Source organism: Trichlorobacter ammonificans (genome assembly GCF_933509905.1).
Classification (GTDB): domain Bacteria; phylum Desulfobacterota; class Desulfuromonadia; order Geobacterales; family Pseudopelobacteraceae; genus Trichlorobacter; species Trichlorobacter ammonificans.
Map to the genome: position 1 here is coordinate 1,122,383 of NZ_OW150024.1, position 13,150 is coordinate 1,135,532.

Below are 13,150 nucleotides of genomic sequence, written 5' to 3' on the forward strand. Positions count from 1 at the left end.
ACCGTTGTGTATGCATTGTGCGGCTGCCTGAAACGGCAGCCGCTTTTTTACCGGTTTGAGGTTGTCATGGCTGTGGCGACATGGCATAAACAGGCTGCCTGATACGATCAGGACTACCGGATCACGGGAGCGAGCATGTTTCTCAATTCGTTGAAGTTTCGAGAAGTAACCGTTTTCAAACGTAAAAATATCCGCGGATTCGTGGGGGGAGTGCTGGGTCTTGCCGCCGGCATGAGTCTGACCACCACCATCATCCCGACCGCGGTCGCCACGGTTGTTGGGGGAGAGCCGTTTTTTGTCCGTTTTGCCCTGGCCGAGTACTTCGCCCATACTGCGTTGGTCTGGGGGGCAGCCGCCTGGGCTGCGGCCCGGATCGGCTCTTCACGCTTAGGGGCAGTGATCCTGGGGGCAACCGGCGCGGTTACCGGTCTGCTGCTGGCACTGGCCGCGCTGGGGAGCACGGCCGCCGTTCTGCTCTCGGCCAGCATTGGTTCGCTGGTCTACGGGATCATCGGCGGCCTGATCATCAGCGGCATCATGCCCGGCGACGATGAACGCCTGATGATCGACTTCGACCGGAAGAAGTCGGAAGAGAACAACTGACCCACCACTACAGAGTTCAGAGGTACCCTCCATGCTTACCATGCTTGTTGTTGTCTTTATCCTTGCCTATGCGGCAATAGTCTTCGAACACCCGCTCAAGGTGAACAAATCCGCTTCGGCCCTGCTGGGGGCCGGACTGCTCTGGACCATTTACGCTGTCTTGACCGGGGATCATCACCAGGTGTCCCATCAGCTGAACGAGTCGTTGGTCTCAACCGCCCAGATCGTTTTTTTTCTGATGGGGGCCATGACCATCGTGGAGGTGGTTGACGCCCACAACGGCTTCGAGGTGATCACCTCCCGTATCAAGACCACCAAGCTTTCCACCCTGATGTGGCTGGTGGGCTTTGTCACCTTTTTTCTCAGCGCGGTGCTGGACAACCTGACCACCACCATTGTGATGATTTCGCTCATGAAGAAACTGTTGGACAACCATGATGACCGGCTCTTCTTTGCCGGTATGATCGTGATTGCCGCCAATGCCGGCGGGGCCTGGTCCCCCATCGGTGACGTCACCACCACCATGCTCTGGATCGGCGGGCAGATCACGACCATTGAAATTATCAAGGGGGTCTTTTTTGCGTCGGTGGTCAACCTGCTGGTGCCGCTCCTGGCGGTCAGCTACATGCTGAAAGGGCGTGCAGTGGTGCCGCCGCAGAAGGTGGTGGAGTGCGGCCATGCCGTCAAGACCACCCCGTTTGAACAGAGCCTGATGTTCTTCATGGGGATCGGTATCCTGGTGGCGGTGCCGGTGTTTAAAACGGTCACCCATCTGCCGCCCTTCATGGGGATACTGTTCGGCTTGGGGATTCTCTGGCTGGTGGGGGAGCTCTTGCACAGCAAAAAGGAGGACGAGCACAAGGAGCACCTGACCCTGGTGCGGGCACTGAAGCAGATCGATATGAGTTCCATCGTTTTTTTCATCGGTATACTGCTGGCAGTGGCCACCCTGGAGCATACCCATATCCTGTCCAACCTGGCCAGGTGGCTGGATCAGGCCGTGGGACGGCAGGATGTGATCGTCACCATCATCGGCCTTGCCAGCGCCGTGGTGGATAACGTGCCGCTGGTGGCGGCTTCCATGGGGATGTACAGCCTGGCCCAGTATCCGCCGGACAGCTTCCTGTGGGAGTTCATGGCCTATGCCGCCGGCACCGGAGGCTCGATCCTGATCATCGGTTCCGCTGCCGGGGTAGCAGCCATGGGACTGGAGAAGATCCATTTTTTCTGGTACGTGAAACGGATCAGTTGGCTGGCCCTGATCGGCTACTTCGGAGGCATTGCCGCCTATATCCTTCAGTACAGACTGCTTCACTGAAACAGCGCCGTCTGACCGACGGCTCCCGTTCAGACTGACGCGCCCGGAGAGCAGATGCTCACGGGCGCGTTTGCAATGCACTACTGCGGAAGGCTGTCCAGAGTCCGCAGCTTGTAGCCGACGCCGGGCTCCGTGATGATGTAGCGGGGACGGGAGGGGTCCGGTTCGATCTTGTGCCGAAGGTTGCTGATGTTTACCCGCAGCACCTGAGGCTGATCAACGTAGGCTTCTCCCCAGAGCTCTTTAAGCAGGTGGTTGTGGGTCACCACCTTGCCCGCATGGGTAACCAGCAGGCGCAAGATGTCATACTCGGTCGGTGTCAGTGCCAGGTCGCTGCCACAGAGCGTGACCCGCCGACCGGCAAGATCAACCTCCAGTTCACCTGTTTTGAACATCGGCTGCGCAACCTGCACCACCCGACGCAGGGCAACCCGGATACGCGCCAGCAACTCGGCCATGCCAAATGGTTTGCTCAGGTAGTCGTCCGCTCCGGCATCCAGCGCCAGCACCTTGTCGTCCTCCCGCTCCCGTACCGACAGCACGATGATCGGTACCCCCGACCACTCCCGCAGTCGTCCGATAACCTCGACGCCGTCCATGTCCGGTAACCCCAGATCAAGCAGGATCAGGTCCGGTTTGAAGAGAGCCGCCGCAGAAAGGGCGGCGGTGCCGCAATCCGCAACCTGGATGGTGAAACCCTCGGCAGACAGTATGGAGCGAAGAAATTTCTGGATGGTGACCTCATCGTCCACCACCAGAATGCGGGCAGGAGTCGTCAGGTTCTTGTCAGGTGCCATGGTGAGTGTCCTGGTGCTGCTGTGCTGTGGGAGGCAGCGGAATTGAAAAGGTGACGCAGAGACCGCCGCCTTCCCTGTTGTGGGCGTGGATGGTGCCACTGTGGGCCTCGACAATACCGTGACAGATGGAGAGCCCCAGGCCGGTACCGCTGACTCCCTCCGGCACCGGTACGCGGTAGAACTTATCGAAAATCCGCTCCAGCTCCTGGTCGGGGATGCCGGGGCCATGGTCTGCCGTCATGATCATCAGCGCGTCGGGTGTACACCAGGCCGAAATTTCCAGGGCGCTGCCGGCCGGCGAATATTTGAGTGCATTGTCCAGCAGATTGATCAGCACCTGATTCATCAGGGCCATGTCCATGGGCACCAGCGGCAGGTCCGGCGCGAGGGTGACGGTGACCGGTCGATTGAGCAATTGACGTTCCATCGCCCCCAAGGCGCAACCGATCAGATCCTGCACGTCACAGGGTTCCATTCTCAGAATCACGTCTCCGGCCTCCAGCCGGGTCATATCGAGCAGTTTTCCCACGAATCGATTGAGCCGATCAGCCTCACCCCGGGCATTCTCCAGCAGTTCGCGGCGGATCGTGGCATTGAGCCGGTCACCTTCCTCCAGAATGCTGCTCAGCACGCCGGTGATGGTGGAAAGGGGGGTGCGCAGATCGTGGGATACCGAGTTCAGTAGCGCCCGTTCCAGCTTCTGGCGTGCCCGCAGGTTTTGCGCCTGCTCTGCCTGATGCGCCAGCTCGACCCGCTCCAGGGCAAGGGCCGCCTGGGTGGCGAAGGCGTCCAGCAGGCGGCGGACCTGGCCGGGCGATTCTGCCGCCTCACCTGACAGTACTACTGCCAGCACGCCGAACGTATGGTTCGGGGTCGTCAAGGGAAAGCAGCAGTACGTTCCCTGAAAGGGGCGATACCGTTCGGTGTAGTGACCGGTTTCCCCTGCCTCCACAGCTGTTGCCCGCTCTTCGTCGTCAAGAACGAACGCATCACGCACTTCAAGCAGTTCCAGCTGCTCTCCACGCTTCAGGAACAGGGCTGACGGCACGGCCAAGGTCGCTGCGATATTGGCCACCACCGTGGCTGCAATGGCAGAGCTGTCCGTTACCGTCACCAGTTCACGGCTGAGCCGGTACAGGCTGGCGGTTTCGGCTTCGCGTATCCGCAGGGCTTCCGCCCGTTCACGGGCCTTGGTCACCAGGGAGCTGATGACGCTTCCGGTCACCAGAAGGCCGAAAAAAATGCCCAGATATTCCTTATGCTGGAAGTCGAAACCGATACGCGGCGGAATATAGAGAAAGTTGTGCAGAAAGGCGCTCAGCACCACCGCCAGAATGGCCGGCTTGAGGCCGACATTGAGGGCTGCCAGTACCACCGTCACCAGATAGACCATCAATAGGTTAAGCGGCGGAAGGAAGTGGCGCAACACCTCGCATACCAGGGTTGCTGCCGCAACCAGCAGAATGCTTGCCGGGTAGCCGAGCGCGGTGGACGAGCCCAGCAAGCAGGACAGACGTTGCAGTTTATCGCTCTTGTCCAGAGCCACATTCATGGTGTCCGTCTCCGCGATTCTCGGTGAACTGCTCCCCATTCGGCAGGTTGGACCGGAAGAGTAGAGGGCGTAGCCGGCAGTTGTCAACAGTTTGCTTTTCTCTTCCTCATCAGTCGCTCACCAGGGGTCGCCCGCAGGATACATTAGTCGAAATTCAATATATTTATGTTTTTTTTATCTGCATTGTTTGGTTTTGACAAACAGCACTTTGTTGGTTGTCAAGGTTTGTTGCTGGTAAATGTTTTTATAAACTTCTAAAAACATTGAATAAATTTTGATTATGTGGGTGTCGTAATAATTGTTGACACTCGCATAATATCGTACTATTAATTTTGTAAAGCTGTTTTGCAAACAATATTTTAAAATTATGAATAAAGATTTTGTAAAGATTTGATGCGACCGCGCCTGCGGTGGAGCGGCTGGTTGATGCGGCGGGTTGCGATGGGTCGACAGCCAGGGCATGGCGACATGCTACGAGCTGTTTTTTAATAAACTCAGCATAGTGTGGAGGTCACGGTATGAGAGAAAAAGGTCACTATTCGGTACAGGCTGTTGTCAAGGCCCTTGAGTTGCTTGAGGCCCTTGCCGGAGATGTGGAGAGTCCCACGATTCCACTGTTGGCCAGCAAGCTGTCGCTCAGCCGCAACAAAACCTTTCGTCTGCTGGCGACCCTTGAGGAAAAGGGGCTGGTTGAGCGGAACGGCGACAGCGGTACGTTTCAGCTCGGGGTCCAGGCATTTGAAATGGCGCAGCATATTCTCAAGAGCGCCAGCCTGCTCAAAATGGCCCAGCCGGTGATGGAAGAGCTGGCCCGCAAGCTGGATGAGGCGGTCTACATTACGGTCATGAGCAACGATGAAGTGCTCTTCCTGGACATGGTGGATTGTCTGCAGCAGGTGAAGGCGGTGGACATGGTGGGCAAACGCTTTCCTTTCTTCACCAACGCGGCCGGCAAGGTGATCAAGTCGCTCAGTTCTCCGGACCTGCTGACCCGTGGCAGGCGCCGCCGCGATATTCCTGACCCGGAGGCGCTGGAGCGTGAGCTGCAGGAGATCCGCAAGCGGGGTGTTGCGGTGGATTTCAACGGTCTGGGTGACGGGCTGTGCGCCGTGGCCGTGGCGATCCGGGACTATGCCGGCAAGGTGGTCTGCTCGCTGACGGTGCTGGCGCCGGCGTTCCGCATGATTCAGGACCGCCTTGAAAGGGAAGTGATCCCCTGCATGCTGGAGGGAGCGGAGACGTTGTCGAGCAAGTTCGGATACTCGCGGGCCTATGCCTGAAGGGCAAGAGGTCGCGAAGGCGATACTGACTTCGGTTCAGCGCCCGGAACAGGATACGAAACGGCAGGGGCAGAACATGCCCACGGAGAAAGGAGGGAAACGGCCGGCGTACGATTTCGGGCACACGGTAACAACGGCAGTTGATGATGAAGAAATAGCACGGAAAAAACGGAGAAACAGAAAGGAGGCAGTATATGGATAAAAGTGGTCAGGCCTACTGGCAAGAAGTGCTCAAGCTACTGGCCGGAGTGCTCGTCGTGTGGTTCTTGGTATCCTACGGATGCGGCATCCTGTTCGCGCAGGCTCTCAACAACATACATTTGGGAGGCTACCCGCTCGGCTTCTGGTTCGCGCATCAGGGTTCCATATATGCGTTTGTTGCCATCATCTTTATTTTCGCCAAGCTGATGGGCAACCTCGACAAGAAATTTGACGTTCACGAAGAATAGAGGAGGCATACATACATGGAACTGCAAACTATGACCTATCTTGTTGTCGGCCTCACCTTTGCGCTCTACATCGGCATTGCCGTATGGTCGCGGGCCGGCAGCACCAGTGAATTCTACGTGGCCGGCGGCGGCGTCCATCCGGTCGTGAACGGCATGGCAACCGCAGCAGACTGGATGTCGGCCGCTTCGTTCATCTCCATGGCCGGTATGATTGCAAGCATGGGCTACGGCGGCGGTTTGTTCCTGATGGGTTGGACCGGCGGCTACGTGTTGATGGCCTGTCTGCTGGCCCCCTACCTGCGCAAGTTCGGCAAGTTCACCGTGGCCTCCTTTGTGCAGGAGCGGTACTACTCAAAAACAGCGGCAGCAGTCTCGGTTATCTGTCTGCTGGTCATGTCCATCACCTACATCATCGGCCAGATGACCGGTGTCGGCGTCACCTTCTCCCGCTTTCTGGGGGTTTCCAATGACATGGGCATCTACATCGGTATGGCCATCGTGTTCTCCTACGCCGTATTCGGCGGCATGAAAGGGATCACCTATACTCAGGTGGCCCAGTATATCGTGCTGATCCTGGCCTATACTGTTCCGGCTATCTTTATCGCCTTCCAGTTGACCGGCAACCCGATCCCGCAGCTTGGCCTCGGTTCTGACATCGTTGGCACCAACACCGCCCTGCTGACCAAACTGAACCAGGTGATCACCGACCTGGGCTTTGGCGAGTACACCTCCCAGATGCCGGGCAGCAAGCTGAACATGTTTGTCTACACGGTTTCGTTGATGATCGGTACTGCCGGTCTGCCCCACGTTATCATCCGTTTCTTCACCGTGCCGACGGTTGCCTCGGCCCGCTCTTCAGCAGGCTGGGCCCTGGTTTTCATCGCCCTGCTGTATACCACCGCCCCGGCTGTGGCTGCCATGGCCCGCTACAACCTGCATGCCACCATGACCCCGGCGGTCAAAACCGGTGGCGACGTTTTCGCGGCTGAAGGCAGTCTGCTGCATGAGCAGCGCCCCGACTGGATGAAGCGCTGGGAGAAGACCGGCCTGCTGAAGTGGCAGGACAAGAACAACGACGGCCGCATCCAGTACTACAACGACAAGTCCAAGGACCAGGCGTTCAACGACAAGGCAAAGGCAGCAGGCTGGGCCGGTAACGAGCTGACCGTCAACGCCGATATCATCGTGCTGGCCAACCCGGAAATCGCCCTGCTGCCCAACTGGGTTATCGCCCTGGTGGCAGCCGGCGGCATTGCCGCCGCCCTTTCAACGGCAGCCGGTCTGTTGCTGGCCATCTCCGCCGCCTTCTCCCATGACCTGATGAAAAAGATCTTCATGCCCGACCTCTCTGAAAAAGGTGAGCTCATGTCAGGCAAGATCGCCATGGTCTTCGCCATCCTTGTGGCCGGTTGGCTGGGGCTCAACCCTCCGGGCTTTGCCGCCGGTACCGTGGCCCTGGCCTTCGGTATTGCCGCCAGCACCATCTTCCCGGTGCTGATGATGGGCATCTTCAACAAGAAGATGAACAAGGAAGGGGCCATTGCCGGTATGCTGGCCGGTCTGTTCATAGTGCTCTTCTACGTGTTCGCCCACAAAGGTATCTTCTTTATCAAGGGCACTGAGTATCTGGGCCTGATCGGCGGCGCCAACTCCTTCTTCGGGATCACCCCGGAGGCTTTCGGCACCATCGGCGCACTGACCAACTTCCTGGTTGCCTATGTGGTTAGCAAGATGACCCCGGAATGTCCGGAGCATATTCAGCACCTGGTTGAGGATGTGCGTACCCCCCGTGGCGCTGCCAAGTCTGTTGAAGGTGCCCACTAGCCGGACGACCGGCTGCGTGACCACGCGCTGGAACCGCAAGCCCCGCCGGAACCCGGCGGGGCTTGTATGCACGAACCTGTTGACGGATTCTGCAGACTGTGACACCAAACGTCTGTTACCCTTGGAGTGATACGATGATCTTTGATGCGGCTACAGCTTTGATCTGGATTCTCTATCTGGCGCTTTTCCCGATGGCCTTCTACTGGTTCCGCCGAGCCTGGCGGATTTTTGTCAACAAGGATTACAGCGAGGTGGCTGTCAAAAAGGGGCTTTCGCCGGCCAACCCCGAAAAGTGGGCCACGGTTACCGGCGTCGTCAATATGCTTGCCGGTGGTGCAGCCACCTGGATCATTGTCGGCGTTGCCCTGTATATCGCCACCGGTATCCTGATCGGTCCGTTCAATTCATTTGACGGTTGGAACGCCTACGCCGGAAGCACCATCTGGCTGAAGCTGATCATTGATTTCATCATAAAACGCCAGGCTCATCCGATCGTATTCGGCAAAAAGAACAAAGAAACGGCACAGACCTGTTTCTGACGCCCGTCACCTGACACTTTCCGGTAATGCCGGTTGCTGGTTATTCACGTTTGTCCGGAGGGACACCTATGCTGCTTCGTCTTTTTCTTCCATTACTTGTGTTGCTGCTGCCGGTTACCGCTTTTGCAGGCGGTGGTGCCGGGGACATACCGGATCTGACCCGCACCGGCATGGGCATCGGTGCCGTGGTGTTGTTTGTTGCGGCCTACACGCTGGTTATTCTTGAAGAGAAACTGCATCTGCGGAAGAGCAAGCCGGTAATCATCGCGGCCGGCATCATCTGGGTTCTGGTGGCTGTTACCTACCAGGGGCTTGGCAAGCCGGATCATGCCCACAGCGCCATCATGCACAACCTGACCGAGTACGCCGAACTGTTCCTGTTCCTGCTGGCTGCCATGACCTACATCAACGCCATGGAAGAGCGAAATGTCTTCAACTCGTTACGCTCATGGCTGGTCAACAAGGGATTCACGCTGCGGACCGTGTTCTGGATGACCGGCCTGCTGGCATTCTTTATCTCGCCGGTGGCGGACAACCTGACCACGGCCCTGCTGATGGGGGCCGTGGCCATGGCAGTGGGAGGGACCAATCACCGGTTCGTGGCGGTTGCCTGCATCAATATCGTGGTGGCGGCCAATGCCGGCGGCGCCTTCTCCCCTTTTGGCGACATCACCACCCTGATGGTCTGGCAGAAGGGCAAGGTGCAGTTTTTCGAATTCTTCGCCATTTTCATTCCATCAGTGATCAACTGGATCATCCCGGCGGTCTGCATGAGCCTGGCAGTACCCAAGGAGAAGCCGGAGGTGAGCGACGCGGCGGTCAGCATGAAAGTGGGTGCCAAGCGGATCATGGCTCTGTTCCTGCTCACCATTGTCACGGCGGTCTCCTTCCACAACTTCCTGCACCTGCCGCCTGCCGTCGGCATGATGCTGGGACTGGGCTACCTCTCCATCTTCGCCTATTGGTTGAAGAAGCATGAGGGGCGCCTGCTTTCCGGGGACAACCCGCTGGATGTCACCGGCCACAACCATGCCACCTTCGATCTGTTCCGCAAGGTGGCCAAGGCAGAATGGGATACGCTGCTCTTTTTCTACGGCGTGATCCTCTGCGTGGGAGGTCTGGGACAGTTCGGCTACCTGGCCGGGGTTTCCAAGTTCATGTATGAGGGGCTGGGCCATACCACCGCCAACGTGCTGGTGGGGATTCTGTCCGCTATTATCGATAACATTCCGGTAATGTTCGCGGTATTGACCATGGATCCGCAGATGTCCCACGGACAGTGGCTGCTGGTAACACTCACCGCCGGGGTAGGGGGAAGTCTGCTGTCCATCGGTTCCGCTGCCGGGGTAGCCCTGATGGGGTCTGCCAGAGGAATTTACACATTTGGGGCCCATTTGAAGTGGACCTGGGCCGTTGCTCTGGGCTATATTGCCAGCATCGTTGCCCATCTGTTCCTGAATGCAACGTACTTTACCCACTAATGCCGCTGCAGGTATGCAGCACCGTACTGACGACACCACCGACGGGATATCGGTCATGACACGCTTCAGCAGCATTGAACAACATCCTGAACAGCGTTTCAACCAGCGACAGAGTCTGTCTGCACGCCTGCCGGGCCTGGTATACCTGATACTGGGCCGGGCGCCGCTCCGGCGCCTGGCCCAGTCCCTGATCACCCTTTTACTGTTGCTTTCTCCGATTTCCTTCACAACGGACGCGATCACCAACTTCGTCTATGAATGCCCGGTTTCCTTGGGTAGTTCGCTGAAAGACCGCCGTAGTGCGGTTGCCCGGCGGACCGTTGCTTTCCCTTCGGCCGCCCTGTCGGCCGCATCAGGGGCATTGGATGTTCGCACCATGCCCACTGCTTCCCGCACTTCGCAGGCGGAACAGATTTCCATTCCCTTTCCCAGCCGAGCCTCACCCGTCTGATTACTGCCCCCATACCAGCCTGGAGCCGTGTTCGTCATATGTCCCGCTGTACCTCAGTGGAGAGGAGAGAGGAGATGTACGAAACACTCAAGCGTCTGCTGCATCTTGGTGAGGTTGTCGCTAAGCCGCGCCGTGTCGACGGCTGCGCCTGTTGCGGCCGTTGTTGCGAAGCCTTTGGCGGACATCTGCACGCTTCTGCCCGTGACCTGGCACGGTGGCGTCGGGAGGGGCGGGAGGATCTGTTGTCTCGCGTCAACCGCCTGGGCTGGATCTGGGTTGACCCCCCGAGCAACCGGCTGCTCGACCCCTGTCCGTTTCTAAGCCGCGAGGCCGCTGGTCGGAAGGTCTGCAGCATCAATGCAACCAAACCGGATATGTGTCGGGACTACCCCACTGTGGCCCATGGGCACCGTTGCCTGAACGGCGTTTTTCTGAAGCTTTGAGCCGTCCCCAAAGCGTTGTGCATGATGACAGAGCCGCGGTATCGTTTCAGTAACTGCGGAAAGCACACGCTTGCGTCGCTTTTCAGCCCGGAAGGAAAGAGGTTTCTTCATGTTGTTGCTGTTCCTGTCCATTCTGGCCGGTAGTGCCTGTGCCGCGCCCCTGATTCAACGCCTGATGCCCCGCCGGGCTGGCTGGTGCTGCGCCATGCCGCCGCTTGCCCTCTGCGTCTGGCTCGCAACCCAGGTTCAAACGGTTGCCACCGGTAGCCTGCTCCAGGAACGCTACTCCTGGATACCCTCCCTCGGCATCAGCGTTACGTTGCGCATGGATGGCCTGGGCCTGCTCTTCTCGCTGCTGATCAGCGGCATCGGCCTGCTGGTGATGCTTTACGCCGCCGCCTATCTGCGCGGCCATCGCCACCTCGGCCGTTTTTACGCCATGTTGCTGCTGTTCATGGCGGCCATGCTGGGGACGGTGCTGGCCGGGGATCTGATCACTCTGTTCCTGTTCTGGGAGCTGACCGGTATCAGTTCTTTTCTGTTGATCGGTTTCGATCATGAACGGGAGGAGTCCCGCCGGGCTGCCCTGCAGGCGCTTCTGGTGACCGGTGCCGGCGGCCTGGCGCTTCTTGCCGGTATTCTTCTGCTGGGACAGGCGGCGGAGAGTACTGAGCTGGCCATGATTCTGGAGCGGGGAGGGCAGGTTCGAGCCGATGCGCGCTATACGGCTATGCTGCTGCTGGTGCTGGCCGGCGCCTTCACCAAGTCGGCCCAGTTTCCCTTTCATTTCTGGCTGCCCGGTGCCATGGCTGCTCCGACGCCGGTGAGCGCCTATCTGCACTCGGCCACCATGGTCAAGCTGGGTATCTATCTGCTCGCCCGCTTGTCGCCGGTTCTGGGGGGGAGCGATCTCTGGTTCTTCGGCCTGACCCTGACCGGAGGGCTCACCCTGCTCGTGGGGGGCTGGCATGCCCTGCGCTGCACCGACCTGAAACAGGTGCTGGCCTGGACCACGGTCAGTGCCCTGGGGATGTTGACCCTGCTGCTGGGGCTGGGGACCCCCCTGGCGATCACCGCTGCCATGCTGTTCCTGACGGTGCATGCTCTGTACAAAAGTGCGCTGTTTCTGGCGGTCGGCGCCGTTGATCATGCTGCTGGCAGCCGTGAGATCACCCGTTTGGGCGGGCTTGCACGGTTTCTCCCCCAGGTTGCCGTGGCGGCTGGACTGGCGGCCCTGTCCATGGCCGGTCTGCCGCCCCTTGCCGGCTTCATCGTCAAGGAGCTGCTCTACGAGGCTGCGCTGACCGTCCCGTTGCTACCGGTCCTGGTGACGGTGGTGGCGGTGCTGGGAAGCGCCCTGGCGGTGGCGGCGGCGTTGCTGGCCGGCTATGTCCCGTTCTACGGTGCACTGAGGGATAGCGAACTGCATCCGCACCGGGTGGAAACAGTCCTCTGGTTTGCGCCGTTGGTACCGGCACTGCTGGGGCTGGTGATCGGCCTGGTTCCCGATCCCCTGGGACGACTGCTGATTGCACCGGCCGCCTCGGTGGTGAACGGTGCCCTGGTACCGGTGTCACTGGCACTTTGGCATGGCCCGGGGCCGGTCCTGTTGCTCAGTCTGGGAACCTTTGCCGCCGGTGGTCTGCTGGCAGCCCTCACGGCATCGCTGCGACGCCCGGCGGCGGTGGACGGTCAGTACCTGCCGACTGGGGAACGCATCTACCGGCTGCTGCTGGACGGGCTGCAGCAGGGGGCGGTCGCGGTGACCGCTAGGTTGCAGAGTGGACGGCTGCGTTATTACCTGATGTCGGTTACCGGCGCAGCCGTCATCTTGATGGGTGGGGTCATGCTGGGCGGTCGGGAAAGCGGGCTGGATATTCCCATGCCCGACGGTCATCTCCATGAATGGTTGACGGCGCTGGTCATCCTGGCCGGAGCCCTCATGGCCACGGTGACCCGCTCACGGCTGGCTGCGGTGGCGGCGTTGGGGACGGTAGGCTATGGCGTTGCCCTGATCTATATCCTGTTTGGCGCACCGGACCTGGCCATGACCCAGTTCTGCATCGAGACCCTTTCCATCATCCTGTTTGTGCTGGTGCTGCACCGGCTGCCCCATTTCACACAGCTCTCCTCGCCGTTGACCAGAAGTCGCGATGTCGTGGTTTCGCTGGCCATCGGCGGCATCATGACCATGCTGGTCTGGCTGGCCATCTCCCAACCGATGGTATCCCACCTGAGCGACTGGTTTTTGGAGCAGAGCCTGCCGGCGGGGCATGGCCGCAACGTGGTCAACGTGATTCTGGTAGACTTCCGCGCCCTGGACACACTGGGTGAAATCACGGTGCTGGCCGTTGCCGCCCTGGGGGTCTACGGCTTGTTGCGTCCCCGTTCCGGGGAGGGGGGGAGGGAGTGA

The 13,150-nt window shown here is 59.3% G+C and carries 12 protein-coding genes; 10 read left to right on the forward strand and 2 right to left on the reverse strand.

Translation table 11 applies throughout. The annotated features are described in order from the left end of the window. The first annotated feature begins 135 nt into the window (after positions 1-135). Together RAK07_RS05065 and nhaD (RAK07_RS05070) are read left to right on the forward strand one after the other, a co-directional pair. Positions 136-603 (forward strand): hypothetical protein, encoded by a 468-nt coding sequence (locus RAK07_RS05065; protein ID WP_305731755.1) that lies wholly within the window; start codon positions 136-138, stop codon positions 601-603. 31 nt (positions 604-634) lie between these two features. Continuing rightward, positions 635-1,921: a sodium:proton antiporter NhaD gene (gene nhaD / locus RAK07_RS05070; protein ID WP_305731756.1), complete on the forward strand. Its 1,287-nt coding sequence runs from the start codon at positions 635-637 to the stop codon at positions 1,919-1,921. A gap of 80 nt (positions 1,922-2,001) precedes the next feature. On the opposite strand, the gene RAK07_RS05075 is transcribed toward nhaD (RAK07_RS05070), so the two are convergent. Beyond that, positions 2,002-2,718, reverse strand: coding sequence for a response regulator (locus tag RAK07_RS05075; RefSeq protein ID WP_305731757.1), 717 nt, complete (start codon positions 2,716-2,718; stop codon positions 2,002-2,004). After that, positions 2,708-4,270 carry an ATP-binding protein gene (locus RAK07_RS05080; RefSeq protein ID WP_305731758.1) on the reverse strand — a complete coding sequence of 521 codons (1,563 nt, stop codon included), beginning with the start codon at positions 4,268-4,270 and terminating at the stop codon, positions 2,708-2,710. The genes RAK07_RS05075 and RAK07_RS05080 overlap by 11 nt, the downstream gene beginning before the upstream one ends. 518 nt (positions 4,271-4,788) lie before the next feature. Here RAK07_RS05080 and RAK07_RS05085 point away from each other — a divergent pair. From RAK07_RS05085 to RAK07_RS05120, 8 genes are all read left to right on the forward strand, one after another. Further along, positions 4,789-5,550: an IclR family transcriptional regulator gene (locus tag RAK07_RS05085; RefSeq protein WP_305731759.1), complete on the forward strand. Its 762-nt coding sequence runs from the start codon at positions 4,789-4,791 to the stop codon at positions 5,548-5,550. Between the two features lie 194 nt (positions 5,551-5,744). After that, positions 5,745-5,999: a DUF4212 domain-containing protein gene (locus tag RAK07_RS05090; protein ID WP_305731760.1), complete on the forward strand. Its 255-nt coding sequence runs from the start codon at positions 5,745-5,747 to the stop codon at positions 5,997-5,999. A gap of 15 nt (positions 6,000-6,014) precedes the next feature. Next, positions 6,015-7,823, forward strand: a complete 1,809-nt coding sequence (locus tag RAK07_RS05095; RefSeq protein ID WP_305731761.1) for a sodium:solute symporter family protein — start codon at positions 6,015-6,017, stop codon at positions 7,821-7,823. 134 nt (positions 7,824-7,957) lie between these two features. Then, complete coding sequence (locus RAK07_RS05100; protein WP_305731762.1) at positions 7,958-8,362, forward strand: hypothetical protein; 405 nt, start codon at positions 7,958-7,960, stop codon at positions 8,360-8,362. Between the two features lie 68 nt (positions 8,363-8,430). Next, positions 8,431-9,843 (forward strand): sodium:proton antiporter NhaD, encoded by a 1,413-nt coding sequence (nhaD, locus tag RAK07_RS05105; protein WP_305731763.1) that lies wholly within the window; start codon positions 8,431-8,433, stop codon positions 9,841-9,843. Positions 9,844-9,856: 13 nt separating this feature from the next. Then, a complete protein-coding gene (locus RAK07_RS05110; protein ID WP_305731764.1) occupies positions 9,857-10,294 on the forward strand; it encodes a hypothetical protein in 438 nt (145 codons plus the stop codon). Between the two features lie 74 nt (positions 10,295-10,368). Further along, positions 10,369-10,737, forward strand: coding sequence for a YkgJ family cysteine cluster protein (locus tag RAK07_RS05115; RefSeq protein ID WP_305731765.1), 369 nt, complete (start codon positions 10,369-10,371; stop codon positions 10,735-10,737). Positions 10,738-10,846: 109 nt separating this feature from the next. Next, positions 10,847-13,150 carry a putative monovalent cation/H+ antiporter subunit A gene (locus RAK07_RS05120; RefSeq protein WP_305731766.1) on the forward strand — a complete coding sequence of 768 codons (2,304 nt, stop codon included), beginning with the start codon at positions 10,847-10,849 and terminating at the stop codon, positions 13,148-13,150.